Raw genomic sequence first — 26,953 nt, forward strand, 5'->3', positions numbered from 1 at the left:
TTTCATCCCGGCACGAAAGACATTGTTTCTGACCTCTGATAAAGTTGGGCCAGCTCCGTATGACCGACACGAAACTGGCTGCGCCGCTTGATCGCAGGTGCTGCCGAAGACGCATTTTCCATTTTCACCGCCGGATCATAATATATCACACCGGCGGCGAACGCTTTCAGAAACAGCAGAAAATCGGTCTGCTCGCAAAGTAAGATGCGCGGACCGAAGCTATATTCTGGCGGCGGTGTGTGGAACAATGACGGCACATAGGCTGCCTGCGCATGCTTACGATTCCAGTGAGCCATCAGGCCCTTGAAGGTCCATGAGGCAGCGATGACATCCTGATCATCGACAAGCGTCATACCGCCATCAAGGTCAACGATCTTCCCGCTCGTGCTGTCATAACCTTCCATAGTCATTCGCAAGCCGGTGAGATGATTAGCTTGGCGCTGGCAATCATAACGACCGCCAAAATTGAGCCGATCTGGTTTCCCTGACTGATCCGGATACCCAAATTTCCTGAGGAATTCAGCGACCCCGTCGGTCCGGTATATTCCTCCGGTGGGTTCAGGGGTCATAAGCGTGACAGGAGACTTTGGTCGATAGGTTATGAAATCGCCCACGCCATATTGCTTCACTTCCCACCCCATAAAGTCGGGCTCTGCGCAGCCGTTGGGGGTGATGCCCAGTTCAGCTTCCAGCGTATATCCGCCGCCATTTCGGGCCGCATAGGGGGCCTTTACCCCATTGGCAGCTAACTTCTGGGACATAATCCATTGAAGCTCGTATATCCGACGTAATTCATTGAGCAGGATTGTTTTGGGACTTTCCTGTTGCGCGAGCGTCAGCGGAAGTTCGAGGAAGACCCCTATCGTGGGCCATTCTCGCGCATTGAGTTCGACAGTCACGGGATGATCCGCGTCTGCGGCATAACCCATCACCTCACCTTGAGGAGCGACTCCCAATATCAGCACGCGGCCTTCATCGCGCACTCGCATGATCCCTGACGGAGCGCCACGGCATCCGAGCAGAAACCCGGACATGCGGACTTCAGGATATTTTGGATAGAGGATCAGTCCGGTGTTCGGCGCATGATGTCTGCCGTCATTGTCGATCCAGTAGAAATCGACCGCTGCCTTTGCCCGATCCCGGACCGCTCCAGCGATTTCGGCTCCATCGGTGTAGATGTTCCCGTGAGGGATTATGTTCAGGGCCGAAAAGTCGCCTCCCAGATAAACCTGATTCTTGGAGTTGTCGTTGGGGGCCAGTTTCTTTGCGTAGATGCGGGATGCGCCGTTGTGACGCATCAGGTCCAGCAACTGCCCAAGTGATCCGACCAATTATCCGCCCCTGATGGTGATAGCCTGCTCGTCAGACTGTATCCATGCGATAAGACGTTGCATAGCCGTCGGAAATTCTATTCTGGCTTTGCCTTTCAGAGCGCACTCCCAGATGATCGCTACACGCCAACCGGCTGCCTTAAGGCTCGCAATAGCCCACTCATCATTCTCGACATTACGGGCGATCTTGGTGTGCCAGAACTCCTCGCGTGTGGCAGGCCATTTAAACAGGTGGCAATCATGCTGATGCCAGAAGCAGCCATTTACGAAGATCACCGCCCGGAAACGCGGAAACACCAGATCGGGTTTGCCGGGCAGGTCCTTTACATGCAGCCGATATCGAAGCCCGGCTGCATGTAACGCCTTTCTGATCTGTAATTCCGGTTTGGTATGGCTGCCCTTGATTGCAGCCATATTCCGGCTGCGGGTCACGGCATCATGGACGTCCACCAAGCCTCAGGCGGCTTTGCGCTGATCGCCTGCTTCCACAAGCGTCTGGATATGGGGCTGCATAATCCGGGCTACGGCTTCAAAGACCGGCACGGCCACGGAGTTGCCGAATTGCTTATATGCCTGCGTATCGGAAACCGGGATTTTGAAGTCATCTCCGTAACCCATCAGGCGCGCACATTCACGGGGAGTCAGCCTGCGGGGATTTTTCCCTTTGCCCTGACTGACAAGGATTTCGGAGCCATCCTTATAGTATCGGGCAGACAGTGTCCGGGTGACATCGTTCGGGGTGACGAGACCAAAGCCGAAGCCATTACCGGCAGCCTTGTGTTTGTCCGCATAGCCCTGAAGATATTGCCAGAGCTTATCCGTCAGAGTGTATTTGCCGTTCACGGCAGCGTTCGTCCCAAGCGTGAAGGCGGCTTCGGGCTTCTCCGACGCATCTTCGGGATGCAGGATGGCTTTCAGGCGGACACTGCCCTTCGCAGGGAGCTTCAGATCATCCCACGAGAATGGGACATCTTCCCTGAAGCCAACGATAACGATTCGCTCCCGATGCTGCGGGAGGAAATGCTGGGCATCAATGACTTTATGCCAGACTTTATAGCCCAGTTCCTCCGTGAGCGTCTTCAGGATCACCTGAAAAGTGCGCCCCTTGTCGTGGCTGGTGAGGTTTTTGACATTCTCGAGCAAGAATGCCGAGGGGTGCTTCGCTTTCAGAATGCGTGCCACATCGAAGAACAAAGTTCCCTGAGTTTCATCCGCAAAGCCGTGGGAGCGGCCGAGAGAATTCTTCTTGGAAACACCGGCGATCGAGAAAGGCTGGCAGGGAAAACCTGCGAGCAAAACGTCATGATCGGGAATGTCATCTGCGCCGATTGTAGTGATGTCGCCGTGAGGTGGGTGATTGTCGCGAAAATTGGCGGCATAGGTCTGCTGGGAAAACTTGTTCCATTCAGACGTGAAAACGCAATGGCCGCCGATCGCATCGAATCCCTTGCGAATGCCGCCAATACCGGCGAACAGGTCGATGAAATTGAAGCGACTTGTAGATGGCGCTGGCGCGACAGATGCCATTGATTTCAACAGGCCGACCGCAGCTTCACGTGGTTTTCCATCACCGGCCTCCCAGCGCTGGACCTGACGGGCGCTATACCCTGTCATGAGCGCGACATCGTCGATCGAAAGACCGGCGCGGATGCGAAGGGCGGCGAATTCGTTGATCATGAAACCTCTGGGACAATTTTCGACACCATGTCATAAAGCTGCCCAGAAAGGCAAGTGCCTCTCTCGCAAATATTCTCTATTTGTTCCATATCTCATGCATCTTCGCGCCGCAACGACTGGTAGAGCGAAATTCACCAGAACGGCTAAGCTGATTGCCGAGACACCCCTTGCCCGGCCACAAAAAGGGCAAATTCAGCCGACCTGAATGGGGACAAAAACGTATAAATTGCTGTCAGCCTCCGAGCGATAAATGACAAGCTCAGCAGCGTCGTTCCCGGCGGCGATTTGCAGCCAGACGGGCGGCGAGCCGGGTTCTGGCTGGATATAATCCGGTGATGCTGACACGATCTCCATCATGTCTCCCGGCATCGGCATCAGGTGCATCTGACTGGTTGCATGCAACCGTTGCAGAAACGGCGCGACATCGTGTTGCCTCCGTATGCGGTCGGTAACCTGTGCCAGTTCGGTCTCTACGCTCATATCGCGGGCAGATACACGAATGGTTTCACCGGCGGCAATGCCTGACTGCGGCGGAAGCCTGAACTGTCGCTGTGAGCCCTCGCTGAATGGTGTCATCGATGCCCCTGTGCACGGACAACCTCGGAGGAAATTCGGGAGAAAAGCTCGACCGGATCAGTTTCCAATGCCTGCGCAATGTCCAAAAGAACCAGCACGTCCACCCCTTGGTGGCTCCCCTCAATCTTGCTGATGTAACTCTGGGTTTTGCCAATCCGCTCAGCGAGCACGGCTTGATGCAGCCCGACGCGTTCTCGGGCTTCCCGAATAATACGGGCGATGATCCGTCGTTCTTCAGAATAAGCTGGTCCTGCCACCAAGTCCGGCTAATCGCGGCTTGCGTGTATTCCATTTTGGAATATAAATGCCGTGGATTTTCAGGGGGGTATCGATGGAAGGTCTTCGTCCTTTTTCGCGCATTTTTGATTTTTCTGGCCGTTCGGGTCGCGCGGAATTTTGGCAATTCCACGCGCTGATGTGGTCCGCCATGGTTGCGGCTTCTTTGGTCGAGTATGTGATTGGCGACCGCATCGGAATTCTCACCGGCCTGATCGGGTTGGTATGCGCGATTCCCCAGATTTCCGTCACTGTCCGGCGCTATCACGATACGGGGCGTTCGGGGCAGATGCTGGCCTTCTATGCGGTTCTGGCCGTCGTCGGCATTTTCCTGATTGCGAACGCCGAGACTGCTCAGGGGGCTTTCAAAGGCTATGGTGTAATCCTAGTGGGTGTCGGCTATACCCTTTACGTTGCTGTCAAGCGCGGCGATGAAGGCGAAAACGCATACGGCTATCCGGATGGTGTCGAAATGCTCGAAGCTCCCCGTTCTCAGTATCCGGTTAACGATCACGCGTCGGGATGGACGCCGCCCGCTCAGGCGTCCTCCGCCGACGATACGATGACCCGCATCGAGCGGCTCGGATCGCTTCGTGACCGTGGGTTGCTATCCGAAGACGAGTTCCTCAGCCAGAAAGCAGCGATCTTGGCGCAAGGCTGATCGATGAAATGGCCTTGCACGCCGCTTTTGTTTCTGGGGATGGCCGCCTGTGTTGATGAGCCAATCCGGGACTGCGATGGCATTGAGCAGGAGGTCGTCGCGATGGAGCAGGGCCTGTTGAAGATCACCGGAGCGCGAGAAACATCGCGCTCCCCCAAGGATTTGGTCTGCCATGGCACTGCGATCTACAAAAACAACGTCGAAATCGAGATGCGATACCGCGTCTATATCGACGAAGATGGCGAGGAAATGATCGCCTACGATACGGACGAGGCGGATGCTGCGCGTGAAGCTGCTGAGCAACGGCAAGCTGAGCAACAGATGAAGGCCGCCGTCGATGACGCTATTCAGGATTTTGATCCGCACATGCGGGACAATTTGCCACCGGGTGCATGGGATCGAATGCGCAATGGTGGCGGCCCCACATCCTATTGATCGCGCCGCTTCTGTATGGCCGCTCGTGGCCCGCTCCAGCAGAACAGCATCAAGAAATCCTCGACCTCATCCATTGGATCGCCCTTTGCGAGGCGGCGCTCGATGATGGCTGGGGCCTTACGCTCCAACAGGTTGGTGAAGAAATTTCGTGAATTATCATTTTCCATGAAGTATTTAGCGCAGGAACGCGAACCGATGAAGGCTGTCCTCATGACAATATGAACCTGCTTGAAGGGAGATATTGTTATGGAGTCCATCGAGCCGATCTCGGGGTGGATGTTGAACCGCATCGTCGCGTTGGACAGTGTCCGGCCGGGCTTCGCCGGATACATGCTGCGTGCCGGTGTAGAGCGCCGTCAGGTGGTCGCGGCGTTCTTGGCCACGGCGAAACCGACCGACCATGGCAATGAGGAAATCGCGCGTATCCTCATGAAGGATCGACACCACGCGATCCTCCTTATGGCCTATGATCATGTCCCGGCCGGTTTTCGGAGTGCTCTGGCAAAGTGTGGCGCGCAACCTCATGATCGAGAATTCTACCCGCGTCTTTGGAGCATTCTGAACGGCGGGCCGCGCCACGCTATCACCGCCGTTCAGAGCGCGCCCACGTTGGGCCCCGATCGCCTTTCGATCATCACAAGCCTCCCTGTCGATCTGTCCGACAGTCGGATCAGCGCGAAGATCAAGGACAAGGCGCAGGCTGCCGACATCGTCCTTGCCGTCGATCTGCTGGAGCGGCGCGGGCTCGATCGGACCAAAATTGTCGAGGCGCTCCGTCGGTCAACCAAGCTTGCCGATACGATCAAGCGGTGGTCCTTTCGGATGCCTTTTCCGGCGGGTCCGATCCGAGCCTGTGACGGCTATCGGCCAATTATCGATGGTCTGGATTTGGCCGCAACCGCCAAACGCTACCGCAACTGTAGCCGCCGCTACTTCACCGCGCTGCTGTCTGCCGAACATGCATTTGGCGAATTCCAGCATGATGGGCAGAACGTATTGATCTCTTACGATCGCAGTCAGGGCTATTGGCTGATTGAGGGCGTTTATGGTCATCGCAATGGCAACGTTCCTGCTGGCGTCTCTGATGCCGCCTATGCCTTCGCCGCTAGGAATGGCATCATGACCCGTCGAATGGTCGACCGGAGCGATAATGCAATGGAGGCGCTGCGCCGGTTGTCCCGCCATTATGCGGACTGGGATATCTAATGGTCTGCGGGCAAGATCGTCCTTTCATCCATGCATTCAGCGGATGGTTCGCCGTCACCGTCGATATCCATGATATGATGGCCTTCGAGACTTGCGAGCATCGCGATGCGGTCGAGATCAACTTTCTTGTCGGCGGCGAAGCACTTCATGGATATGCGCATGCTGCGGGTATGAGTGTCCTCGCCTCTTGGAGTGGTGAGGTTTATGACAGGCTGTGGGACGATGATCTCGTGCCCGTTCACGAACCCTGTGGATGGTGCTGCGCGCTATGCTCGCAGGCAGAGCGAGCGCATTTTCCAACGATCGAAGATTTGTGGGCTGATCATCTGTTCGCTCCTCTACAACGGTGGGTTAATGGGCATTTGCGTCAAGCAGTGGTGTTGGAATTTTATAGCAATGGCGGCGCAACATGGGCGCTGCTCCAGCAGGCTAAGTCAGCCGGACATATTGCCAGCGTCGATCTGAAATAAATTCTTTGAATATGACCTTCCATTTCAGATCAGCAGGGGCCACAAAATGACGCGTTCATCTGAATAACTGGGGGTGTAATGGTTGAGCATAAAGAATGGTGTCCTGCCGGATACAAGGGCGGCATTTCGGGGCAACGAATTGCTATCGCCGGACACTCCCATACGTCTGATGATCCGGATCATTCTGGAATGACCGAGGATTGCCTCAAGAAGGTGATTTCCGGAGAGTATCCCGATATTCAGTTTTTCAATCGTGTGCCCGGATATTTTGGATATGACGACCGCGCAGCGTTCTGGAATTCGGTCCTGTTCTTCAACTTCGTGCCCAGCTTTGTGGGCGCGCGGTCTGAATGGGCCAACAACGGGACAAAAGAACAGAATGACGCGGGTCGTGTCCGCGTGCAGCGCATCCTCGACGAGCATCAGCCAGACAAGCTGTTTGTCTTCACGAAGAAGGGCTGGGATCAGTTTCCGCCGACGCTGGAACGTCAAAAGGCACGTCCGCTGGTCGAACCTTTGAACTGGCACAGCTATCCCACGGCCAGTGGCCATGAGGTCAAAGCCATCGGCCTGCCCCACCCCGACAGGGCAAAGAAGGCCACCCAGATTGAGAAGGTTACGGCGCTGATGGCGTCTTAACGATCGGGAGTAGGTTGAGCGACATAATGTGAATCGGATCGCACAATGTGGGAATGGCCGCCGATGGCAAACAATTCCACGATGTCCGAAATAATCGTAGCCTTCTGGAGCCGCCGATCCGCGTAAATGATGAACTTCTCCGCGCGGCGGTCGAATACGACACGACCGCGCGGATGCTCTTCATACTCCGATGAGGCGATCTCAATCGGCAGTCCCGTTCGCTTCAGGGCCGCTGCCCCGGCCTCCCGCCAGCCTTCCCAAATTTCATAATGGCCGGTGGGGTGGGTGAGGAAATCACCATACTCGTCTGCGTCAGTCAGGCTGACGACATGGCTGACGAGCTTCGGCCCGGCGGAGGTCTGAACACGCCAGAATATCCCGACACAGGGACCGTCTGGATTATATTCGGCCGAAACCGGCTGTTCGTTCGGCATTGGAACTCCATCGCTTTCAGATGTGGCTGATCGTGTATCTATCTGCGGTCAGAGTCATGATGTGGGATCAGCTTTTTGGGGTGGCATCCAGACAATTTCAATGATTTGCCCGCTAGATGCCGTCGAGAATGGCGATGGAGAAAATGAATGGCATATCGGCAGGGTCTGTCTTCGGATTTTGTTGAGGCGCTGAACCGCCTCTACGAAGCGCCGGAAGGCTCATGGTGGCGAAAAATGCTGGCCGACCCTGATCTGTTCGTCGCTATCCGTAACAACTATCTCAACATCTACTACCGAGGGTGCAGCCTTGCGAAGGTCAGCTTCGATGGCTCCGGGATCATCACCGATACCCATTATAAATATCTGCTAAAGCCATCTGCTGCACGTCCCTATGTTCGCGCTGTCGGCGGTCAATTTCAGATTGGGCAACATTGGGATAGCGCCAAGGGGCTCTTCATCGGCGGTCTGGACGATGTGGCTGATCTGAAGGCGGCGGCGCGGGTCTATGCGGGCGAGGAGAAGAAATTCGTCGGAGCGGTGATCAAGGCTCATGGGAATGTCGTCGATGTTGAGATGGCGCTCACCAAGGACGCAGAAGAAGCGACCGATGCCAGCCCCGGCGAAGGGGCCAGCGCCAAGAGGATTGATATAGTCGCACTCCGCTGGGAAGATGCTGCGCCGGTCCTCGATTTCTATGAGGCCAAGCTGTTCGGGAACAAGGAAATCCGTGCCGAAGGCGATGCCAAGGTGCTGTCGCAGATAGCGACATATGAAGGCCTTCTGAAGCAATATACGAAGGATATACGGGAGGGGTTCGAGCTTTCCTGCAAAAACCTCTTGTCGCTCAGTGGTGTTCCGGATTTGCGGCGAACTATCGCCGATGCTGCCCTGCAACAAATCGATAAACTGAAAATCAACACGGCTCCGATCTTGATCGTGTCCGTGTTTGACGAGGATCAGCGGATAGGGCCGGTTTGGGCAAAACATAAAGAGAAACTGACAACTGCGCTTAGTCCTGATCGCCTAATTGCCAGAGGTTCGGCGTCCAGCGTGCGTCTGGCAACGGGCGTCGCTCCCGGCGCGGCAGTGTCGGCATGACGGGTTCGACATCGAGCGACGACATGGTTTCGATGGTGGACCTGACGATCCATCGGTCCAGCGAGCAGATCGGTGGAAACTGCATCGAGATTGCCTGTGCCGGGGAACGCCTGATCCTTGATGTCGGGCGTCCTCTTGATGCGCCCAATGATGCCACTGATTTGCTGCCTGCTTCGCTCGACCGGGCTGGCCACGCCCATGTCCTCATCTCTCATCCCCATCTGGATCATTATGGGCTGCTGGAAGAACTCCCTGCGTCATGGACGATCCATAGCGGAGAGGCGTCCGCCAAGCTGATGCGACTGACCGCTGGTATCACCGGAAAGGTGATAGACCGCGACATATTACCGTGGCGCAGTGGCCAGCCTCTCGATCTCGGTCGGTTCCGCGTGACGCCTTATCTGACCGATCACTCGGCTTTTGACGCCTACATGTTGCTGATCGAGGCAGCGGGGAAGCGCATCCTCTATTCTGGCGACTTCCGGATACACGGCCGGAAATCAGCGTTGGTCGACAGGATGATGTCCAGTCCTCCGGCAGCGGTCGATGCGTTGCTGATGGAAGGCACCAATCTGGGCAGCACGAAACCTACTGCCCATGAAAGTGACTTGGAAGCTGACTTCGAAGGGTTGTTCGGGCGCACGAAAGGACGGGTGTTCGTTGCTTGGTCGGCTCAGAATGTCGATCGCACGGTCACCCTGTATCGCGCCGCGAAGAAGGCCGGAAGAACGCTGGTCGTGGACCTCTATACCGCTGAGGTTCTGGAAATGCTGGCAGAGCATGGAAGACTGCCGCAGCCCGGCTTCGATCAACTCAAGGTCGTCATCACATCCACTATGTCCCGGATGTATAAGCGAAAGGGCATGGAAGCCTTTGTCGATCGTATCGCGCAATCTGGCCACGCCATTTCAGGGAGGGCATTGGCAAGGAATGCGGCACGTTGGGTCGTCATGCTGCGCGGATCGCTGATTGCAGATTATGACAGGAGCGGCGTCGTGCCGGATGGTGACGATGCATGGTGCTGGTCGATGTGGCGCGGCTATCTCGAAAGCTCCGGCGCGCCCTTGGTGGAATGGCTGACCGCTGGTGGTGCGGCAAGCTGTCACATCCACACCAGCGGTCATGCATCGCCTGCGGACCTGCTGGCCTTCGCAAAAGCGATTGCGCCGAAGAGGCTGGTTCCGATCCACAGCTTTAACTGGGATGAAAATCTGGCGGGCTTTCCGGCGATCTGCCGATTGCGGGATGGGGAAACGTTGTCCTTATAGCGGGCGTGCTGGCGCAGAGCGGGCACGCACATTTCGCGCCCTGATCCTATCCGGTGCTGACGCGCCGATAGCAGCGTCCTCTGGGGAGGCCTACCAGCCCCACGGGCTTCTTCCCGGCAACCTCAAATTCGGCCGAGAGCAATGATTTGATCGCCGCATCGGCCCTGCGCCAATAGAAGCCTTCCGAGATCATATCGCCAAGTTCGGGGATCAGCACTATGACCGGCGGCTCCCCGGCATCGGCTGCACGGATAATCTCTTCAGTCTTGGCGGCTATGGTCCGCGACACTGCCTCCATGACCTCAGGGAACATGAATTCGGGCTGCGATGTGCCGGTCTCGTCAGGTGCAGTCATGGTGTATTTCCTATACCGATCCTCGACGCCCAAACATCGGCCTCGCATTCCGCGCCAGCGCATCCTCGACAGCGCAAAGCACGTCCTTCGAGATTTCATATGGCAGAAAGGTCGCCGATATCGACAATTCCCCATCAATGTCGGTAGCCCAATGCCGCATATGGAGCGCATAGGTCTTTTCAGCGCCGTGTCCCATATGCTCCAGTAAACGTTTTACCAGCGAACGGCTGCTTCCGACGTAAAGTGTTTCCGACGGGACGAACGAGGCTGGGAAACGTGCAAACGCTCGAATCCGAGGTGTTTCCCGCCCTTTCTCAAACGCCTTGTATGTCCGGTGCGGTTCCTCGCCTCGGATAGCGATTTTGTAGACCGCAGGCCGCTTCTCAGACGGGAAGCGAGACTGAAGACTGCGCTCCAGTTCGATCTTGCCGAGTGCCAACGCATCCTGAATCGGCGCGCACCAATGGTTGGTAGCTTCGGCCGCTATATTCTGTATCGCAATGGCCAGATCGTTGTGGAACCTACTTGCTTCGGTGATGACTTCCGAAAAACTAATGCGGTCCGTTTCCATGCCTTTAAGCTCCAAGGGTGGGATGCCACGTCAAGCGATCGCCCCATCTCGTCGAAAGTTGCATTGCCCGATCCCGCATCTCGTCATCGGCATTCAACAGGAAAAAGGCGCGCGCGGAGAATGGAGAGGCTCGTAAGGCGTCGACCCGGTTGAAGCCTGCCTCGCGCAAGCGGCCACCCCAGTGTTTAAGTTCGAAATGATGTCCGCCTGCCATTCGCGTCTGATGATGGTAGACGATTAGCGCACGACCGGGGGCGTTTAGCGCCTGAAGCTCGGCAATACTGATACTCTTTCCTGCCTTTCGCGCGCCGGGGTCGAAATTCTTGGTCTCTAGGCCATTGTCCGGGTCAGCGAAGACGACATCGCATGATGCAAGCATCGCTCGGCCCGCCTCGAACCATGATTGTCGGGACATTCGGCGTTCCACGGTCAGACCAGTGGTCGGCACCGCTGCATTCCAATAGATGGCGTTGGGCAGCAGGTCGGCGGCTTCAAGTTCGGAAACACGTCGAACTCCAGCATCCACTATCATGCGGAGGCGATCAAAGAGGTCTGCATCGTATGAGCGCCAGCGTTCGGGCTGATGGAGATAGTCTATGTGCCGACCGTCGGCATTGTGATCCTCATCCGGATACAACCATCATGCGACGCCTAAGTGCCTGTTACCACAAAGTGCGCGAAGGATCGCCATTTTGACGAAATCGCCGATGTCCCCAACATATCGGTTCTGCATCAGGTGGTTAGAGCGGAAGCGGGTTCGGCCGACAAGCGTAAAGCTTCTATGGCCAATCGCAGTCTATCTATAAGGGGCTCCTTCGCCCGCCGTCATATTCCTGAAGCGCAGCCTCTGATCACTTCAACGATGCGGCCTTCCCACGATGGACAGTCTTGAAACCTATGTGTTCTGGGACGATGCGCAATTTATGACGAAACATATGGCTTCTCGGAAGCCCGGTTTCCTACGGTTGGATTATGCAGAATCCATCATCCCCACCAGCGCGCCCCGCGCTCCGCCTCGTTGTCGACAATGGCCCTTTGGTTCAGCAGCCTCGCTCTCCCATTCGAACGCCGACCGACGATCTCATTGCGTTTCTCCGAGGGCTCGGTCCATGCCCCAAATTTACGCTACCGGCACCGGCATTGCCCCCGAAACCAAAGCGGAAACGCCGTTCTCCGAAGTCATCTGAATGACGTTCCCCTAAACCGGTGTCATCGACGATCTCAGCCTTGATGGTCGTCGATGACCTTCTGCGTGACGATGTCTTCGGCCGACGATCCGGCAACGACGATATTTCCAGATCGATTTCCATAGACGATGCCGATCCACGATATGAAGTAACTATGGCTGCCCACCGTTGATCGCAGGCAGCGTTCGGCGGGGACGATCCGTCAAACTTTGTCGACATCTATGGCATGAGCCCCAATCACCACTCATCGAAAAGCCGAGGTGTGGTAATCCGGGAGCGATCCGCCAGCCCATATCTCGCGATTTCCTCCTCGGTCGCCTTATGGATCGCCGGGGGACCGGGCCAATCCAACAGGCAGTGCGGATAAGGAGTGGCAGTCGCGATATCGATCCAGTCGCGCGCCGGGAAGCCAGCATTGCGGTAATGCACCCGCGCCCGAATGTGCATCACCTCGCCGATCCACCTACCGTCGAGATCACTATCCCGGATCACATAGTCGCTGACGCGCAGATCGTAGAGGTCCATCGTTGCTTCTCCCATCGCGATGCTCGATCATAGCTCAGGTCGAAAAAATATCGAAGTAAATGAAGTGGTTGAGTCCAATCTGGCTTCATGAGAATCTGCGTCACATGGGTAACCTCAAGCGGATCAAACCATGAGACGCACAGGCTGCCTCAACAGGGTGCAGGACAGGCTTTCGAGACGATCGGCGGCAATGATCTAGACCCATATGATACAACCGGAGACGTTATGGGTAAGGTTCTGGGTTACGCGCGGATCAGCACCGATATCGGGCAGGATATCACCTCACAGAAAATGAAGTTGGAAGAACTGGGCGCGGTGGTCGTGTTTGCCGATGTTGGCAGCGGAGCCAGCCTGACTGGTCGCGATCAACTGGAAGCGGCATTGCGGCTGCTGGATCGAGAGGACGAACTTCTTTGCCTCCATCCTGACAGAATCGCACGCGACACCTCTGACCTGCTGGCGGTCGCTCGCCGGGTAATCGAAAAGGGAGCGATCTTGCGTATCCACGATCCGGCCATTCGCTTCGACGGGACCGATATGATGGCTGAAGTAATGTTGACCCTGTTCGGCCTTATGGGTTCGGTCGAGCGTTACTTCATTCGCGCCCGCCAACGTCGTGGGATCGAAAACGCCAAAGCCCGTGGTGACGTCTATAAGGGGCGTCCGGCATCGATCGATCCCGTGAAGGTCAAGGAACTTCATGCGACCGGTATGGGCGCAACCCAAATCGCCAAAACCATGAAAATCGGCCGCGCATCGGTATACCGGGCACTGGCTGCCTGACATATCATATCGCTGATTTCATCGCAGGAACCGACCATGGCCGATACCGATCCCATCATCATCGAATCACCGCTATCCCGCACCGTCAGCCGAGATGGTATTACCGTCCGGGTTCTCGTCTATCGGCTCGAACATGATCCGAAGTGGGCGCTCGAAGTGGTCAACGACGCTGGGACATCAACAGTCTGGGATGATCTGTTCGACACAGATGAAGCTGCCTTCGAAGCCTTCACCCAGACGGTCGCCACTGAGGGCATGGAAACCTTCATCGACGATGACAATGAAGTTCCAGAAGGCGTCACCCGCCACTGAAATCGGCGTCCTTCGGGACCCCACTTCATATCGACGGCCACCACCAGCATCGAGCCGGGATCATCTCCCCGATCGTAGCCCCGACATCGTCAGGCCACATCGTCATCCACCGACCACCACCGCCCATGCTCTGGGCGACCGTCACCGCACATCATGGAGATCAGCATCATGACCAAACGCTCGAAGAAGCCGGAGGCAACGTCGGCCACCCATGCTTCTGCCCATGATGAGGGAGAGAGCGTCACCGGGATCATCGCGGATATCGTGGGCGAAGCCGGTGACGATGAAGTGGGAATGATGGGCGAGGACGCTGGTTCACGAAAACTGAGCCGTCAGTCCCCCGCTACCCGCTCCACGCCTCGTCAAACCCCTGAAAATCAACGGAAACCTGCTCAAAAGCGGGTCACGTCGTGCGTCCGGGACACAAAGGTGGGTCACAATGACCCATCAAAAATTGACCTAACGCCATCAAAACAAACGAAATACTCCCCGCCATCGTGGGTCACAACTGTGGGTCACAAACGATGGCCGCGCGGACTTTCGTTACGAGGATCGACCTTCCAGTTCCGGGTGCGGGTCCCGGCTGATCTTCGAGCAGATTTCGGGTGCAGCCATGTAAAGCGATCGTTGCGCACGGACAGTCCATCACTGGCGATGCGATTGGGGCGGCAGGCGGCTGCGGAAATCGACATTATGTTTGCCTGACAGAGGCTCCATCGTGTCTATCGCAGCCGCGAAGCACGCTTATGCGAGTTCTCGGAACTAGCCGATCATTCAGCCCGCTGCGCTTTCCGGAAGATTACCGATACCCAGAATACGTTCGATCTGCTTGCGCATATTCACTAACCCGCGAATATCGCTCGGCGTCTTGGCCACAGTGATATTTTTCAAGCCAACAAAACCGGCTTGAGGTTCAAGCCTGACGTGTTTGTTTTCGGATTTTGCACGATACCCATGCTGTTCAAGTAGCCTACTGAGATCGTCCGCAACGCGCTTTGGATTTTTCGTCGCGCGAGACAGGTCCTGCAACAAGTCATCAAGGGCTGGTGAGCGAGGGACACGCTGAACGACCCTTCTCCATACGGCTATAGTCCGCTCATCAATCCCTTTTGGTTCGGCCGCATCGAGTGCAGTTGCGGCAGCAAATCTGATACGATCTGCCAATTCCCCCGGATAAATTTCTTTGCCCACGCTTTGAAATATGCCGTCTGTAGCGAAATAGCTTTCATCTTCCGCAAGAGTCACTGCCGCCTGCGCGCTCAATTGCTCTTTAAGCTGGCGGTTCTCTTCCTGAAGATCATCAAGCTGCTTGGTGAAATCGTCGAGCAATTGGTCGGCGTCAGCTTGCGAGAGCGAACCTCGATAGGCTGCTCGCTGGCTCCTCAGAGCCTGCTCCTGAAAATCTGTCCAGTCCCATCCCGCCGTTGGCATATGAACCCTGAGATTAAAGACGTAGCCCCGAAGGCCGTCCACAAGCTCATCCACATTCTCAAAATTGCGCCCTAAGAAGAATCGACGGATAAAGCCGTGGAGTGGCAATGCTACTCCGATAGTTCCGCCATAGAGATTTCGGCCCTCACTTTGGTCGCGCAATTTGAGGGAGAAGCGCCGGTTTGGCTCCACTACAACATGGGCGATCCCCCCCAGATCATAAGCCAGTTTTTCAATTGCATCCTCGGTCAGGAGCCATTCGCCATCTCCAGTTGCCGAAATGTAAATAATCGGAAGCGATTTACTGCCTCTTCCAGCCAGAATGATGTTGGCTAACTTCAGATCGGCATCGTCATCTTCGAGCCATAGCGGTTCGTCGCAAACCTCGATTTCGCCGTCCTCGGCTCCCCAGCCATTTTTTAGGAGAGCCTTAATCAGGAAGGGCTTTTTTGGTGTTTCAAGAAATGCACCCGGCCGCCCCGCTATGCACTGCGTTCTAAACCGGACAAGGTCCTGACTATCGTCCGCGCTTCCCCTTTTGAGAACCGCCTCGGTGCGCCATATCCGTCCCTGACCATCTGGCAGGTCATGACGGAAACCGATGGCTTCCCATTCTTCCTCATGCCTAAGCCCACGCATCCGGAGTTCCTCACCGCCTGTTGCAATGAGATAAACGTTCTCACCATCGAGTTCGTGCGCAGAAGAGTCCAGAATAGTGCTTTGACGCATGCCTCTCAGCCAAGCAAAGACCTCGGCTGGGAAAGCGGCTCTGTTATTGGATCGTCTAACGGGAAACTCGGTCGCAAAAGGTAGCATGGTGGCAAATCGCTCCACATCTTATACATGTCACGATGTTCGTAACCGCGCTGGAACACTCTGGATAGATAATTTACGTCAGCGACACGAGATGCGCTATTCAGCGTTTGTCCCGGATGTCGTAGGGTCGGTATCTGACAGCCGTGATGACAATCTGTCATGCAGCAATCCGGCAGTCTCGCGCGCTCGTCGATCTATCTTCGAGGCTCCGGGAATAGCGGATGTCGGTTATGAACCAACCACTCTCGCCGAGAATCGCAATCGACCGCCATGGCCCAGTTCCAGCCTTAATCCGAATGAACGTTTTAAGGTGAGCCAAGACACTTTAGAACGGCTTAGCTGGGGCGCATAGCAGTCTCTGAATGGCCTCCCTCAATGGTCAGCGTTGGAGAAGATGGGTCAAATCCAAACCCGGATACTCGATCTTTGCTATCGCATCGTATAGAACCTGAGGGTGGTAGCCGACCCCATACGCATCTGCCGCTTCGCTCTGCCCTCCCCCCGTTGTCCAGCCTCCCAATCGCAGCACAATATCCCGATCAATGCGGGCATTCCGGGCCGCATCTCGAAACCCGTGACGGAATGAATGATAGCAGGTCTGCGGCGCGCTTGCAGACGAACGGACAAGGAATCGTGCGAACCACCTCGAAAAAGCTACGGAACGGAACCCTTTCGCACCCTCTGGGAGATCATCAAAAAGTTTGAATGCTCCGCTTCTCCTCTTTCGATCAACGAAGTCCATAAAGCCGAGTTGAAGCAAGATCGGATGCAGCGGCACGATGCGAGCGCTTGCCTTGTTTTTTAACGATTTGTCCCTTCCGCCTGTGACGCTTTCTTCAGAAATCACCAGACACGCCACACCTTCTATGAGCCTGATGTCAGCTACATCGAGTTGGCATATTTCATTCAACCTCGCGCCGGATAGCAGACCCAATAGCGCTACCCAATATCGTGCGCCGGTCGCGACGGTCGAACCGGGCAGAGCATAACCGGCCTGCTCATCCTTGCAGCCGGAATATACCGGGGCAGAGAATATCCTTCGAAGTTGCTCAATGGAGAATGGACGCCGCCGATCTAGGGGGTGGACCGTTTCGGCAAGCTGCAAGCCTTTCGACGGATTGCGGCCAATATATTCCTCCGCTACCGCCCAGTTCAGCAGACTGCCAAAACGCGCCATGTAGGCGTTTAGATTGGTCGGGTTGATGGTTCTGACTTTCTGGTCGGATTTTCCCATGGCTGCCGCGTCTCGTGCGGAAACATTGCTATATTTCTTGTTGTAGTTGACCGGCAGCGATCGGAGCACCTCGAACAGATCGCGGCATGTCTCGCGGGTGATGTCAGCGATCGGCGTCGCACCGCCGATGATATCCTCGACGACCCGGCGTGTTGTTACATGGGCCAGCATCGTTCGCGCGCACCTCCGACGGGTCGGATCATCAAGATATCGCTGGTAGATTGCCGAAAGTGTCAGCGCATCAGGCCGGTTTTCGGTTTCTCTCGATGGTGAAAGGACACGATCATCACAGACGATCGCAATGGATGATCGTCTGGCCGTCGACGCAACGCCGACATTATCATTCGACGCAAGAAGCCTTTCTTCAAATGCCAGCCCAGCCACGCGACGACGCTCCTCAAACATAATGTCGATTTCCGCAGCCGCCTGCCGCCCCAATCGCATCGCCAGTGATGGACTGTCCGTGCGCAACGATCGCTTTACATGGCTGCACCCGAAATCTGCTCGAAGATCAGCCGGGACCCGCACCCGGAACTGGAAGGTCGATCCTCGTAACGAAAGTCCGCGCGGCCATCGTTTGTGACCCACAGTTGTGACCCACGATGGCGGGGAGTATTTCGTTTGTTTTGATGGCGTTAGGTCAATTTTTGATGGGTCATTGTGACCCACCTTTGTGTCCCGGACGCACGACGTGACCCGCTTTTGAGCAGGTTTCCGTTGATTTTCAGGGGTTTGACGAGGCGTGGAGCGGGTAGCGGGGATCGAACCCGCATCACAAGCTTGGAAGGCTAGTGCTCTACCATTGAGCTATACCCGCAACCCATTGAGGAAGTTCAGAATTTATCGGCTTTTCCAGGGCCATTCCGACTTCTTGCCGTCGGCGTTCCGACAGGCTGCTGGACGGGCGGATAATGCAGCATGATCCACCCGTCAACCTTGTTACAGGGGCCATGTTACAGGGGGCAGTATTACAGGGGTCGTGACAAATCGGCGCCCTACGCTGCCTCCCTTAATCCTCATGCCCTTCCTGCGAGGTCCAGACCTCATGCGCGTCGATCTGGATGCGCAGGATGGCGCGCAGCAGTGTGGCGCGTGCATCGATTTCCTGGCGCCGGGTCTCGTTCGCCTGACGGCGGGCGAGCAGCGTATCGGCAAGGTCGATCTGGCCCAGTTCATAGCCTCGCTTCGTCCGGGTCGCGGCGGCGGCGGCGCTGGCGGCAGCGCTTTCCATGCTGCGCCAGACCGCTTCGCGGGCGCGGACATTGCTGAGATCGGCGGCGGCGGTCGCCTCTTTCTCGCGCCGCACGCGGGCGAGTTCCAGTTCGGCCGCGCTGGCATCCGCCGTCGCCTGGTCATGAGCAGCGCGGCGATAGCCACCGCCCAGCGGAATCGAGCCGACCAGACCGACGCCCTTTTCCAGCCCGCCCCGTTCGCTGAAGACCCGCACGCCGAGGGAGGGGTCGGCAATGCGATCGGCCGCGGCGCGGCGCGCCATCATCGCCAGCCGCTGTGCCTCTCGCTCCGACGCGCGGATTTCATGGCTGCGCTCGATCACCAGATTGCGCAGATCCTCCAGTGCCGTGGCGGGCATGGCCGGATCAGCAAGCAAGGGCGCCTCTTCAGGCAGAGCGAGGCCGGGGAAACCGGCGGCGAGCTTCACCCGCGCCTCATCCCGCGCCGCGCGGGAGGTCGCGGCCTGCGCTTGCGCCTGGGCCAGCGCGGCTTCAGCCTGGTCGACGTCCAGTAACGACGCGTCACGCAACTGGGCACGGCGGCGCACGGCTGCCATGTCCTGCGTCAGGCTGGCAGCGGAATCGAGGTCGGTGCGATGCTGGGCACTGGCGACCAGCCAGTCATGCCAGAGATCGGAAAAGGCGAGCGCGGTCTGATGCCGCACATCCTCCATCAGATTATGCGCCACCTCGACGCCCAGTTCGCCGGCCTTGCGATCCAATGTCGCCTTGCCGGGCAGGCGGAACGGGCGGGTGAGGTTGACGTCATATTCGCCATAATCGCCCTCCCCCTCGGCCGAGCGGCGGGAGACCGTGCCCTGGAAAGTAAATTCATGGGCACCCCGGCGGAGCATGGCGGCGCCGGCCTCGGCCGAGCGCACGCGCGCTTGTGCCGCAGCCACGGCGGGATGGCTATCAAGCGCTTCGACCACCAAGGGTTCGGGCGGCAGGTCGGTGCGCTGGGCCCAGGCGGGCGTGGTAATGAGGGCGGTGGCCGACAGGAGAAGCGCACGGATCATGCGATGCGCCCCCGTGCCGCGACCGGGCAGGCGTGCCAGCGGACCGGATGGCCCCGCCGCGCATCGGTGACGGCGGCGACCAGCGGGGCGACATCGTCCGCCGGCACGATCAGGTCGATCGCCGCCCGGCGCAGCGTGCCGCGCACCTGCTCGCCTGCGCCGGCATCGGCGAAATCGCGGCCCAGCACCTGCTCGTCGCGCAGATGGAGCGGCGCCTGGGTGTGGCCGCGCAGCGCGTCGGCCACGCCGTCGCGGTCGATCGCGGCGCAATAGAAGGTCAGCAACATGTCGGTCATGATCGGGCTTCCGTGGCGCCTTCACCGAAGCGCTCGAACAGGATGGGCAGAAGGATGAGGGTGAGCAGGGTCGAACTGACCAGCCCGCCGATCACCACGATGGCGAGCGGCTTCTGGATTTCCGACCCTGGCCCGGTCGCGAACATCAGCGGGACAAGGCCGAAGGCCGTGATGCTGGCGGTCATCAGCACCGGGCGCAGCCGGCGTTCGGCGCCCAGTCGCACGGCCTGGGCCATGCTCTGCCCTTCTTCGCGCAACTGGCGGAAATAGGCGACGAGGACGAGGCCGTTCAGCACCGCGATGCCGAGCAGGGCGATGAAACCGACCGAGGCAGGCACGGAGAGATATTGGCCCGATACCCAGAGCGAGATGATGCCGCCGACCATGGCGAAGGGGATGTTGGCGAGGATCAGCAGCGACGCGCGCATCGAGCGCAGGGTCATGAGCAGCACCAGCAGGATCAGCAGCAGCGCGACCGGGATGACCAGCATCAGCCGGGCGGAGGCGCGCTGCTGATTTTCGAACTGGCCGCCCCAGACCATGCGATAGCCGGCCGGCATCTTGATCTCGCGATCGACGGTGGCGCGCGCCTCATCGACATAGCCGACCAGATCGCGGCCCGAGACGAACGCCTGGACCAGTGCGTAGCGCGAGCCATTTTCATGGTCGAGCTTGACCGGCCCCTCGGTGCGTTCGACCCGCGCCATGTCGCTGACCCGCGCGACGGTGCCGTCGGGGGTACGCAGCGGCAGGTCGGCAAAGCGGGTCGCGTCGCTGCGGATCGTCTCGTCGCCCTTGACCAGGATCGGTACGCGCTTCTGCCCGTCGGCGACGACGCCGGCATGCACGCCCTCGATCTGGGCACGCAGCGTGTCCTGCATCTGGTCGATCGGCATGCCGAAACGGCCGGCGGCGGCGCGATCGATATCGAGCTGGAGATAGTCGACATGGTCGTTGGCGACGGTCATCACCTCCGAAGCGCCGCGCGTCTTCGACAATATCTTCTGCACCTGTCCGGCAAGGTCGGACAGGGTGGCGAGGTCCGGGCCGAAAATCTTGACGGCAAGGTCGCCGCGCGATCCGGTCAGCATTTCCGAGACGCGCATCTCGATCGGCTGGGTGAAGGTCGGCTCGATGCCGGGCAGCTTGTCGAGCGACTTGCGGATTTCATCGACGACAAATGCCTTGTCGCCGCGCCATTCTTGCTGGGGTTTCAGCACCACGAAACTGTCGGTCTCGTTCGGGCTCATCGGATCGAGACCGATCTCGTCGGTGCCGACGCGGGCGATGATCTGGGCGATTTCGGGCACATCCTTCATCAGCGACCGCTGCACCGCCGTGTCGCCCAGCACAGACTGGTCGAGATTGATGGTCGGCAGCTTGGCGGTCTGCACGATCACCGAGCCTTCATCCATCGACGGCATGAAAGTCTTGCCGACCGCGCCATAGGCCAGGCCCGCCAGCACCAGGCCGAGCGCAGCCAGGCCATAGACCAGCCGTTTGCGGCCAAAGGCACCGTCGAGCAGCGCCCGATAGCGCGGCGTCAGCTTGCGCATGATCCAGGGTTCGCCATGATGGCCGGCCTTGAGGCCGAGCGAGGCGAGCACCGGGACCAGGGTCAGCGCGATCAGCAGCGATCCCGCCAGCGCGAAGATGATGGTGAGCGCGACCGGGGCGAACAGCTTGCCCTCCAGCCCTTCGAGCGAGAGCAGGGGCAGGAAGACGAGCGCGATGATGACGATGCCGGCTGACACCGGCACCACGACTTCGCCGGTGGCGCGATAGACATTGTGCAGCCGGGGCGGGCCGTCATCCTTCGCATGATTGAGCCGTTCGACGATATTTTCGACCACCACGACCGCGCCGTCGACCAGCATGCCGATGGCGATGGCCAGGCCGCCCAGGCTCATGAGGTTGGCCGACAGGCCCATGCCGCGCATCATCAGGAAGGTGACGAGCGCCGACATCGGCAAAGTGGCGGCCACGATCGCTGCCGCGCGCCAGTCGCCCAGGAACAGGATCAGCAGGATGATGACCAGGATGGTCGCCTCGATCAGCGCCTTTTCGACCGTGCCGACGGCGCGGCCGATCAGATCGGAGCGATCGTAGAAGACGGCGATCGTGGTGCCCTGTGGCAAGGTCTTTTCCAGTTCGGCGACGCGCGCCTTGACGCTATCGACCACGGCGCGGGCATCGGCACCGCGCAGCGCGATCACCAGCCCCTGCACTGCCTCCCCCTTGCCGTTGGCGGTGACCGCGCCATAGCGGGTCAGGCTGCCGGTGCCGACGGTCGCGACATCGCCCATGCGAACGATGCGGCCATTGCGCGTGGCGATCACCATCGACTGGAGATCCGCTTCCGACCGGATCGCACCGACCGCCCGGACGATCAGCGATTCCTCGCCCTGCGCCAGGCGGCCGGCGCCGTCATTGCGGTTACCGCGCTCGATCGCTTCCTGAAGATCGGCGATGCCGAGGCCCGCGCTGGCGAGCGCGATCGGATCGGGCCGCACCTCGAAGGTGCGAACGAAACCGCCCAGCGCATTGACGTCGGCGACGCCCGGCACGGTGCGCAGTGCCGGCCGGATCGTCCAGTCGAGAAGGGTGCGCTTCTCCTCCAGGCTCAAAGGCCCTTCGATCGTGAACATGAAGATGTCGGACAAGGGCGTCGAGATCGGTGCCATGCCGCCCGATACCGCGGGTGGCAGGTCGCCCATCACGCCCGACAGGCGTTCGGCGACCTGTTGGCGCGCCCAGTAGATGTCGGTGCCGTCGACGAAATCGATGGTGATGTCGGCGATCGCATATTTGGCCGAGGAACGCAGGATCGCCTGCCCCGGAATGCCCAGCATCTCCATCTCGATCGGGGTGATCACGCGGCTTTCCACCTCCTCCGGCGTCATGCCGGGGGCCTTCAGGATCACCTTCACCTGGGTCTGGGCGATGTTGGGATAGGCATCGACCGGCAGGTTGACGAAGGCCCAGGCACCCAGCACGGCGGTCAGCAGGGCGAGCGCGATGACGATCAGGCGATAGGAGAGCGCCCAGGCAGCCAGCGATTTGAGCATCCGGCCTTACTCGCCCATCGCCAGCGGCTTGAGCGCACTGGTGCCGGCGACGACCACCTGCTCGCCCGGCTTCACGCCGGAGAGGATCAGGACATGATCGCCATCCTTGCCGCCGGTCCTGACCGGGCGCGCGACGACGCCGGCGCGGGTGCGCACGAACAGCATGTCGCCGCCGGGCAGCGTCGTGACGGCGGCGGCGGGCACCATGGCGGCACCAGCCGGTGCCGGACCGAAGATCGACAGGCTGGTGGCGCGGCCGGCCATGGCACCGGGGCCGGCCGGCAGCCTGGCCTTCAATGTCACCGATCGGGTGGCCGGATCGATGGTCGATCCGACCGCCGTCACCGTGCCGCGCAGATCATCGCCCAGCGCCACCGTCATGCCGGGCTTCACCTGGCCCGCCAGCCGCTCGGGCAATTGCGCCTGCGCCTCATATTGGCCGGCCGCATCGATCACATAGGGCGCGGTGGTGCCGTCGACGACGCTGCCGGCATGGATCGCGGCGCTGGTCACGCGGCCGGCGATCGGTGCGGTCAGCGTGTAGGTGCCACTGGCGCCCGATCCGTTCACCATCGTCAGGATGCGGCTCTTTTCCGACACATCGGCGCGGGCCTCGCCCAGCACGGCGCGGGCCTCGTCCGCGCGGGCGCCGGCGATGATGCCTTCGCGTTCCAGTTGCGACAGGCGGCTGGCGCTCGACTGCGCCACGCCCAGCCGTGCGCTCGCGCGATTGAGGTCCGCGCCCATGGACAGGACATCACGGCTGGAGACGATCGCCAGCGGCTGGCCGCGCCGCACTTCCTCGCCCTCGACCACCAGGATGCGGGTGACGACGCCGGGGAAGGTGGCGGCGACGGCGACACGGGCATTGGGCGGCGGCGCGATCAGCGCGGGCACGATGGCGATCGGCGCTTCGGTGGCAGCGACGGCCGCGCCGAACTTCAGCCCCAGTCGGGCGATATTGTCCGCCGTCAGCGGGATCGATCCGTCCGCCGGCTGCGCCGCAGCGCTGTCATTGGCGGGCGCGGCCTGCTCCCCCGAACAGGCGGCGAGCGACAGGAGAGCGAGGGCGCCGGGCAGGCGCACGAATCGGAATAGCGGGACCATGGCCCTGCCCTATGGGATCAAACTGACGAGACCCTGACGAGGGGTTTTCGGACGATCAACGTGGCGGCGCGAAATCCAGCACCAGTTCCTGTGCATCGGCCACGCTGGAGAGGGTGCCGCCATGCGCGGCCATGATGCGGGCGACGATCGCCAGCCCCAGCCCGGCGCCTTCGCTGCTGGCATGATCCGCGCGGCGATGGCGCTGGACCAGTTCGGCCAGCCGCTCGGGCGTCAACCCAGCGCCGCCGTCCTTCACCCGCAGCCGGGGGCCGGGACCGGCGATCACGGTGACGGCGCCACCCGCCGGCGTCACCCGCAGCGCATTTTCGACGAGGTTGCGCAGTGCCGCCGCGACCGTCTCGCGCTGCCCCATGATCGGCGCAACATCGCCGACGCGGGTCAGCGACAGGCTCTTGTCGGCCGCAATCGCGCCGGGCGCCATCAGGCTGACGATGTCGGCGCTCACATCCTCCAGCCGGACGCTGTCGCGGATCGACTGGGCCACGCTCTGCGCCTCGACTCGCGCGAGCAGCATCAACTGGTCGATCAGCCGGCGCATCGCGATCACCTCGGCGCGCAGACGCGGCGCGTCGGGATGGTCGAGCCCGTCCAGTTCCAGCGCCAGCACGGCGAGCGGCGTGCGCAGTTCATGCGCGACATCGGCGGCGAACGCCTCATGGTCACGCGCTGCCTGGTCGAGCTGGCCGAGCAGGCGATTGACCGCCTGGGCGAAGGGCACGGCCTCGGTCGGGAAGGCGGCATGATCGATCAGCACGCCGCGCTGGTGGCGCTCGGCCACCTGCAACTGGGCGACCGCCTCCCCCAATGGCGCCAGCGCCTTTCGGATCACGATCAGGCTGGCCATGCCCATCGGGATGATCAGCACCAGGATCGGCAGGATCACATGCTCGAACAATTCGCGAAAGGCATGGCGGGCGGCCGCCGGGTCGCCCAGCGCGGTGAAGCTTTGCCGATGTTCGTTGATGATGAAGACGAGCAGCAGCGTGGTGCCGATGAAGCCCACGATCGACAGGCCTATGAAGAGGCGACGGGCAATCGAGCGACGCTGGCTCATGCCGCCGGCTCCCGCAGCATGTAGCCGACGCCGCGCACGGTATGGAGCATGCCGCGTGCGCCAGCCTCCTCCAGCTTGCGGCGCAGGCGCGACACCGTGGCCTCGACCGCATTGGGGGTAACCGGCTCAGCAAAGGAATAGAGCGCGCTTTCGATGCTCTCGCGCCGGACCACGGCGCCGGCCTGGCGCAGCAGCAGTTCCAGCAGGTCGGTCTCGCGGCGGGACAGATCGATCGTCTGCCCGGCGCACAGTGTCATGCGCCGCGCCGAATCGACCAGCAGCGGACCGAAGCGCAATTCGGTCTGGGCACGCGGCCCCGGACGACGCATCAGCGCACGGATGCGGGCAGCGATCTCGTCCACATCGGCGGGCTTCACCACATAATCGTCGGCGCCGGCATCGAGGCCTGTGACGCGGTCCTCCAGCGCGTCGCGCGCCGTCAGGACCAGCGCAGGCTGCATATGCCCCTGCCGCCTGATGTCGCGCAGCCAGGCAATGCCGTCGCCATCGGGCAGGCCGCGATCGACGATCAGCACATCATGGACCTGCGCGGCGATTGCCTCGCTCGCCATGGCCAGGCTGGCGGCATGATCGCAACTGAAGCCGCGCCGGCCAAGGCCAGCCACCAGCAGGTCGGCCAGACGGCCATTATCTTCCACCAGCAAGAGACGCATGCGCAGCTACATCCATGGCCGGACGATCGCGATCAACTTCTTTGTGCAGCACCCCCGCCGGCCCATTGATGGTAAATGCGTGAGAACGCCTCTTAACCCGGCCTCGTCTTTGTTCTATCGCTCGGCCATGACCAACCCGTCCCTGCGCCAACTCGACATTTTCGCGCAGATGGTGGCCGCGGGCAGCCTGTCGCGCTGTGCCCAGACGCTGGGCGTTTCATCCGCCGTGATCGAGCGCGACATGGCGTCGCTGGAAATGCGGCTGGGCTATCGCCTGTTCGACGATATTCGCGGCGCGGCGCGGCTGACCCCCGCGGGACGACGCACGGCGCAGGCGATGACCCTGCTGGCACAGGACGACCCCGAGGATTGGGCCGAGGAAGCCGCGCCCGCCCCTACCCCGCAACCTGATCCATCGCCGGCCCCGCCGCCCGCGCTGCCGGAATTGCTGCTGGATGCGGATGCGCAATTGCCGTCGCTGCCGGCCGCGCTGCCGCCCGCCAATCGCGCCATCATCCTGGCGACGCCGGCGCCGGTGTTCGGCCATTTCCAGGATGCACTGACCGCGTTCGAGGCGGCCAATGACGATATCGCCATCACCCTGGACCTGAGCGTCCAGTCGGCGGTCGAGGCGGCGCGGGCGATCGAATCGCTGCGCGCCGACATCGCCTATTTCTATGCGCTGGAGGAGCCGGCCGGCCTGCCGTCGCGCTATGGCTGGTCGGAACAGGTCAATCTCTATGCCGGGTCCGACCATCCGCTGGCGCGCGCGGGCAGCGTGTCGCGCGGCGACCTGACCATCACCCCGCAACTGGCGGTCGATCCGCGCAACGGGCTGCGCCCGATCATCGACGCGGCGCTGGCGCGCGGCAACGCGCGGCTCGGCCCGGTGATGCTGGAAACCGACAATATGTTCGACATCATCACCGCCCTGCGCGAAGGCGCTGGATGTTTCGCCGCCTTTGGCCCGATGGCGCGCGACCTGGGGCGGATGAGCGGCATTCGCCGGCTGGCGCTGGACGTGCCATTGCCCGCGATCGAGGTGCGCCAGACCGTCAACGAACGATCGCTGTCGCGCCCCGGCGTGCAGGCGCTGGCGGATTTCCTCTTCCTCTGACCAGTAAATGATAGCGGAATTGTGCGGCTGATCCGTCTTGGCGGCGGGCACTATGCTGCGCGCCATGCCGTGCAAAAATG

The 26,953-nt window shown here is 60.0% G+C and carries 30 protein-coding genes and 1 tRNA gene; 11 read left to right on the forward strand and 20 right to left on the reverse strand.

All coding sequences use genetic code 11. The features are described 5' to 3' along the window. Positions 1–2: 2 nt before the first annotated feature. The 5 genes from VHN57_RS15165 to VHN57_RS15185 form a co-directional block, all read right to left on the reverse strand. On the reverse strand, positions 3–1,331 hold the full coding sequence (locus VHN57_RS15165; RefSeq protein WP_423284366.1) for an MvaI/BcnI family restriction endonuclease: 1,329 nt from the start codon (positions 1,329–1,331) through the stop codon (positions 3–5). Continuing rightward, positions 1,332–1,781 (reverse strand): very short patch repair endonuclease, encoded by a 450-nt coding sequence (locus VHN57_RS15170; RefSeq protein ID WP_328805872.1) that lies wholly within the window; start codon positions 1,779–1,781, stop codon positions 1,332–1,334. Positions 1,782–1,787: 6 nt separating this feature from the next. Further along, the gene (gene dcm / locus VHN57_RS15175; RefSeq protein ID WP_169860012.1) at positions 1,788–3,008 is read right to left on the reverse strand and encodes a DNA (cytosine-5-)-methyltransferase; all 1,221 of its coding nucleotides are present in this window, start codon (positions 3,006–3,008) and stop codon (positions 1,788–1,790) included. Between the two features lie 192 nt (positions 3,009–3,200). Then, a complete protein-coding gene (locus VHN57_RS15180) occupies positions 3,201–3,584 on the reverse strand; it encodes a hypothetical protein (RefSeq protein WP_169860011.1) in 384 nt (127 codons plus the stop codon). Continuing rightward, a complete protein-coding gene (locus VHN57_RS15185; RefSeq protein WP_169860010.1) occupies positions 3,581–3,841 on the reverse strand; it encodes a helix-turn-helix domain-containing protein in 261 nt (86 codons plus the stop codon). Before VHN57_RS15185 ends, VHN57_RS15180 begins: the two co-directional genes overlap by 4 nt. Positions 3,842–3,915: 74 nt before the next feature. On the opposite strand from VHN57_RS15185, the gene VHN57_RS15190 reads away from it, so the two are divergent. Further along, complete coding sequence (locus VHN57_RS15190; protein ID WP_169860009.1) at positions 3,916–4,521, forward strand: DUF805 domain-containing protein; 606 nt, start codon at positions 3,916–3,918, stop codon at positions 4,519–4,521. 3 nt (positions 4,522–4,524) lie between these two features. Further along, positions 4,525–4,956 carry a hypothetical protein gene (locus VHN57_RS15195; protein WP_169860008.1) on the forward strand — a complete coding sequence of 144 codons (432 nt, stop codon included), beginning with the start codon at positions 4,525–4,527 and terminating at the stop codon, positions 4,954–4,956. On the opposite strand, the gene VHN57_RS15200 is transcribed toward VHN57_RS15195, so the two are convergent. Beyond that, the gene (locus VHN57_RS15200; RefSeq protein WP_169860007.1) at positions 4,950–5,168 is read right to left on the reverse strand and encodes a hypothetical protein; all 219 of its coding nucleotides are present in this window, start codon (positions 5,166–5,168) and stop codon (positions 4,950–4,952) included. The two genes, VHN57_RS15195 and VHN57_RS15200, sit on opposite strands and share 7 nt — an antisense overlap. A 34-nt stretch (positions 5,169–5,202) precedes the next feature. Here VHN57_RS15200 and VHN57_RS15205 point away from each other — a divergent pair, with 34 nt between their 5' ends. The 3 genes from VHN57_RS15205 to VHN57_RS15215 all read left to right on the forward strand — a co-directional run bounded on the left by VHN57_RS15205 (position 5,203) and on the right by VHN57_RS15215 (position 7,271). Continuing rightward, complete coding sequence (locus VHN57_RS15205; protein WP_169860006.1) at positions 5,203–6,162, forward strand: hypothetical protein; 960 nt, start codon at positions 5,203–5,205, stop codon at positions 6,160–6,162. After that, positions 6,162–6,632 (forward strand): hypothetical protein, encoded by a 471-nt coding sequence (locus VHN57_RS15210; RefSeq protein WP_169860005.1) that lies wholly within the window; start codon positions 6,162–6,164, stop codon positions 6,630–6,632. Before VHN57_RS15205 ends, VHN57_RS15210 begins: the two co-directional genes overlap by 1 nt. A gap of 78 nt (positions 6,633–6,710) precedes the next feature. Continuing rightward, the gene (locus tag VHN57_RS15215) at positions 6,711–7,271 is read left to right on the forward strand and encodes a hypothetical protein (RefSeq protein WP_169860004.1); all 561 of its coding nucleotides are present in this window, start codon (positions 6,711–6,713) and stop codon (positions 7,269–7,271) included. Here the strand turns inward: VHN57_RS15215 and VHN57_RS15220 are convergent. Continuing rightward, positions 7,268–7,705 (reverse strand): hypothetical protein, encoded by a 438-nt coding sequence (locus VHN57_RS15220; protein WP_169860003.1) that lies wholly within the window; start codon positions 7,703–7,705, stop codon positions 7,268–7,270. The genes VHN57_RS15215 and VHN57_RS15220 overlap by 4 nt on opposite strands. Before the next feature lie 147 nt (positions 7,706–7,852). Between VHN57_RS15220 and VHN57_RS15225 the strand changes: the two genes are divergently transcribed. Both VHN57_RS15225 and VHN57_RS15230 read left to right on the forward strand, forming a co-directional pair. Then, complete coding sequence (locus tag VHN57_RS15225) at positions 7,853–8,803, forward strand: hypothetical protein (protein WP_169860002.1); 951 nt, start codon at positions 7,853–7,855, stop codon at positions 8,801–8,803. After that, positions 8,800–10,071, forward strand: a complete 1,272-nt coding sequence (locus tag VHN57_RS15230; protein ID WP_423284375.1) for an MBL fold metallo-hydrolase — start codon at positions 8,800–8,802, stop codon at positions 10,069–10,071. Before VHN57_RS15225 ends, VHN57_RS15230 begins: the two co-directional genes overlap by 4 nt. A 46-nt stretch (positions 10,072–10,117) precedes the next feature. Here VHN57_RS15230 and VHN57_RS15235 read toward each other — a convergent pair whose 3' ends face one another. From VHN57_RS15235 to VHN57_RS15250, 4 genes are all read right to left on the reverse strand, one after another. Beyond that, a complete protein-coding gene (locus tag VHN57_RS15235; protein ID WP_169860001.1) occupies positions 10,118–10,426 on the reverse strand; it encodes a hypothetical protein in 309 nt (102 codons plus the stop codon). A 10-nt stretch (positions 10,427–10,436) separates the two neighbouring features. Next, the gene (locus VHN57_RS15240; RefSeq protein ID WP_169860000.1) at positions 10,437–10,997 is read right to left on the reverse strand and encodes a hypothetical protein; all 561 of its coding nucleotides are present in this window, start codon (positions 10,995–10,997) and stop codon (positions 10,437–10,439) included. A 4-nt stretch (positions 10,998–11,001) separates the two neighbouring features. Then, positions 11,002–11,634 carry a hypothetical protein gene (locus tag VHN57_RS15245; protein ID WP_169859999.1) on the reverse strand — a complete coding sequence of 211 codons (633 nt, stop codon included), beginning with the start codon at positions 11,632–11,634 and terminating at the stop codon, positions 11,002–11,004. A gap of 787 nt (positions 11,635–12,421) precedes the next feature. Then, positions 12,422–12,709: a hypothetical protein gene (locus VHN57_RS15250; RefSeq protein WP_169859998.1), complete on the reverse strand. Its 288-nt coding sequence runs from the start codon at positions 12,707–12,709 to the stop codon at positions 12,422–12,424. 225 nt (positions 12,710–12,934) lie between these two features. Between VHN57_RS15250 and VHN57_RS15255 the strand changes: the two genes are divergently transcribed. The 3 genes from VHN57_RS15255 to VHN57_RS15265 all read left to right on the forward strand — a co-directional run bounded on the left by VHN57_RS15255 (position 12,935) and on the right by VHN57_RS15265 (position 14,509). Further along, positions 12,935–13,492, forward strand: a complete 558-nt coding sequence (locus VHN57_RS15255; protein WP_137406077.1) for a recombinase family protein — start codon at positions 12,935–12,937, stop codon at positions 13,490–13,492. Positions 13,493–13,528: 36 nt separating this feature from the next. Next, on the forward strand, positions 13,529–13,804 hold the full coding sequence (locus tag VHN57_RS15260) for a hypothetical protein (RefSeq protein WP_137406076.1): 276 nt from the start codon (positions 13,529–13,531) through the stop codon (positions 13,802–13,804). A 168-nt stretch (positions 13,805–13,972) separates the two neighbouring features. Then, positions 13,973–14,509: a DUF6538 domain-containing protein gene (locus VHN57_RS15265; protein ID WP_423284379.1), complete on the forward strand. Its 537-nt coding sequence runs from the start codon at positions 13,973–13,975 to the stop codon at positions 14,507–14,509. A 69-nt stretch (positions 14,510–14,578) separates the two neighbouring features. Here VHN57_RS15265 and VHN57_RS15270 read toward each other — a convergent pair whose 3' ends face one another. The 9 genes from VHN57_RS15270 to VHN57_RS15310 all read right to left on the reverse strand — a co-directional run bounded on the left by VHN57_RS15270 (position 14,579) and on the right by VHN57_RS15310 (position 25,756). Continuing rightward, positions 14,579–15,964, reverse strand: coding sequence for a hypothetical protein (locus VHN57_RS15270; RefSeq protein WP_169859995.1), 1,386 nt, complete (start codon positions 15,962–15,964; stop codon positions 14,579–14,581). Positions 15,965–16,430: 466 nt separating this feature from the next. Beyond that, the gene (locus VHN57_RS15275; RefSeq protein ID WP_423284382.1) at positions 16,431–17,954 is read right to left on the reverse strand and encodes a DUF6538 domain-containing protein; all 1,524 of its coding nucleotides are present in this window, start codon (positions 17,952–17,954) and stop codon (positions 16,431–16,433) included. Between the two features lie 74 nt (positions 17,955–18,028). Continuing rightward, positions 18,029–18,102: transfer RNA gene (locus VHN57_RS15280), tRNA-Gly, on the reverse strand. 192 nt (positions 18,103–18,294) lie between these two features. Continuing rightward, complete coding sequence (locus VHN57_RS15285; RefSeq protein ID WP_423284384.1) at positions 18,295–19,536, reverse strand: TolC family protein; 1,242 nt, start codon at positions 19,534–19,536, stop codon at positions 18,295–18,297. Beyond that, positions 19,533–19,832, reverse strand: a complete 300-nt coding sequence (locus VHN57_RS15290) for a DUF3240 family protein (RefSeq protein ID WP_278988545.1) — start codon at positions 19,830–19,832, stop codon at positions 19,533–19,535. The genes VHN57_RS15285 and VHN57_RS15290 overlap by 4 nt, the downstream gene beginning before the upstream one ends. Further along, positions 19,829–22,900, reverse strand: coding sequence for an efflux RND transporter permease subunit (locus tag VHN57_RS15295; RefSeq protein ID WP_423284386.1), 3,072 nt, complete (start codon positions 22,898–22,900; stop codon positions 19,829–19,831). Before VHN57_RS15295 ends, VHN57_RS15290 begins: the two co-directional genes overlap by 4 nt. Before the next feature lie 6 nt (positions 22,901–22,906). Then, a complete protein-coding gene (locus tag VHN57_RS15300; RefSeq protein WP_278988002.1) occupies positions 22,907–24,007 on the reverse strand; it encodes an efflux RND transporter periplasmic adaptor subunit in 1,101 nt (366 codons plus the stop codon). A gap of 55 nt (positions 24,008–24,062) precedes the next feature. Further along, on the reverse strand, positions 24,063–25,082 hold the full coding sequence (locus VHN57_RS15305; protein ID WP_097384297.1) for a sensor histidine kinase: 1,020 nt from the start codon (positions 25,080–25,082) through the stop codon (positions 24,063–24,065). Next, positions 25,079–25,756: a winged helix-turn-helix domain-containing protein gene (locus VHN57_RS15310; protein WP_278988001.1), complete on the reverse strand. Its 678-nt coding sequence runs from the start codon at positions 25,754–25,756 to the stop codon at positions 25,079–25,081. The genes VHN57_RS15305 and VHN57_RS15310 overlap by 4 nt, the downstream gene beginning before the upstream one ends. Positions 25,757–25,883: 127 nt before the next feature. On the opposite strand from VHN57_RS15310, the gene VHN57_RS15315 reads away from it, so the two are divergent. Beyond that, positions 25,884–26,873: a LysR substrate-binding domain-containing protein gene (locus VHN57_RS15315; RefSeq protein ID WP_423284389.1), complete on the forward strand. Its 990-nt coding sequence runs from the start codon at positions 25,884–25,886 to the stop codon at positions 26,871–26,873. Positions 26,874–26,953 lie beyond the last annotated feature (80 nt).

Origin of the sequence: Sphingobium salicis subsp. salicis (assembly GCF_049472635.1) — a bacterium.
Taxonomy (GTDB): domain Bacteria; phylum Pseudomonadota; class Alphaproteobacteria; order Sphingomonadales; family Sphingomonadaceae; genus Sphingobium; species Sphingobium yanoikuyae_A.

Coding starts and splice junctions, on each gene's coding strand:
- dcm (WP_169860012.1), bottom strand. CDS start 3,008: ATGATCAACGAATTCGCCGCCCTTCGCATCCGCGCCGGTCTTTCGATC.
- VHN57_RS15180 (WP_169860011.1), bottom strand. CDS start 3,584: ATGACACCATTCAGCGAGGGCTCACAGCGACAGTTCAGGCTTCCGCCG.
- VHN57_RS15190 (WP_169860009.1), top strand. CDS start 3,916: ATGGAAGGTCTTCGTCCTTTTTCGCGCATTTTTGATTTTTCTGGCCGT.
- VHN57_RS15195 (WP_169860008.1), top strand. CDS start 4,525: ATGAAATGGCCTTGCACGCCGCTTTTGTTTCTGGGGATGGCCGCCTGT.
- VHN57_RS15200 (WP_169860007.1), bottom strand. CDS start 5,168: ATGAGGACAGCCTTCATCGGTTCGCGTTCCTGCGCTAAATACTTCATG.
- VHN57_RS15205 (WP_169860006.1), top strand. CDS start 5,203: ATGGAGTCCATCGAGCCGATCTCGGGGTGGATGTTGAACCGCATCGTC.
- VHN57_RS15210 (WP_169860005.1), top strand. CDS start 6,162: ATGGTCTGCGGGCAAGATCGTCCTTTCATCCATGCATTCAGCGGATGG.
- VHN57_RS15215 (WP_169860004.1), top strand. CDS start 6,711: ATGGTTGAGCATAAAGAATGGTGTCCTGCCGGATACAAGGGCGGCATT.
- VHN57_RS15220 (WP_169860003.1), bottom strand. CDS start 7,705: ATGCCGAACGAACAGCCGGTTTCGGCCGAATATAATCCAGACGGTCCC.
- VHN57_RS15225 (WP_169860002.1), top strand. CDS start 7,853: ATGGCATATCGGCAGGGTCTGTCTTCGGATTTTGTTGAGGCGCTGAAC.
- VHN57_RS15230 (WP_423284375.1), top strand. CDS start 8,800: ATGACGGGTTCGACATCGAGCGACGACATGGTTTCGATGGTGGACCTG.
- VHN57_RS15235 (WP_169860001.1), bottom strand. CDS start 10,426: ATGACTGCACCTGACGAGACCGGCACATCGCAGCCCGAATTCATGTTC.
- VHN57_RS15240 (WP_169860000.1), bottom strand. CDS start 10,997: ATGGAAACGGACCGCATTAGTTTTTCGGAAGTCATCACCGAAGCAAGT.
- VHN57_RS15250 (WP_169859998.1), bottom strand. CDS start 12,709: ATGGACCTCTACGATCTGCGCGTCAGCGACTATGTGATCCGGGATAGT.
- VHN57_RS15255 (WP_137406077.1), top strand. CDS start 12,935: ATGGGTAAGGTTCTGGGTTACGCGCGGATCAGCACCGATATCGGGCAG.
- VHN57_RS15260 (WP_137406076.1), top strand. CDS start 13,529: ATGGCCGATACCGATCCCATCATCATCGAATCACCGCTATCCCGCACC.
- VHN57_RS15265 (WP_423284379.1), top strand. CDS start 13,973: ATGACCAAACGCTCGAAGAAGCCGGAGGCAACGTCGGCCACCCATGCT.
- VHN57_RS15270 (WP_169859995.1), bottom strand. CDS start 15,964: ATGCGTCAAAGCACTATTCTGGACTCTTCTGCGCACGAACTCGATGGT.
- VHN57_RS15285 (WP_423284384.1), bottom strand. CDS start 19,536: ATGATCCGTGCGCTTCTCCTGTCGGCCACCGCCCTCATTACCACGCCC.
- VHN57_RS15290 (WP_278988545.1), bottom strand. CDS start 19,832: ATGACCGACATGTTGCTGACCTTCTATTGCGCCGCGATCGACCGCGAC.
- VHN57_RS15295 (WP_423284386.1), bottom strand. CDS start 22,900: ATGCTCAAATCGCTGGCTGCCTGGGCGCTCTCCTATCGCCTGATCGTC.
- VHN57_RS15300 (WP_278988002.1), bottom strand. CDS start 24,007: ATGGTCCCGCTATTCCGATTCGTGCGCCTGCCCGGCGCCCTCGCTCTC.
- VHN57_RS15305 (WP_097384297.1), bottom strand. CDS start 25,082: ATGAGCCAGCGTCGCTCGATTGCCCGTCGCCTCTTCATAGGCCTGTCG.
- VHN57_RS15310 (WP_278988001.1), bottom strand. CDS start 25,756: ATGCGTCTCTTGCTGGTGGAAGATAATGGCCGTCTGGCCGACCTGCTG.
- VHN57_RS15315 (WP_423284389.1), top strand. CDS start 25,884: ATGACCAACCCGTCCCTGCGCCAACTCGACATTTTCGCGCAGATGGTG.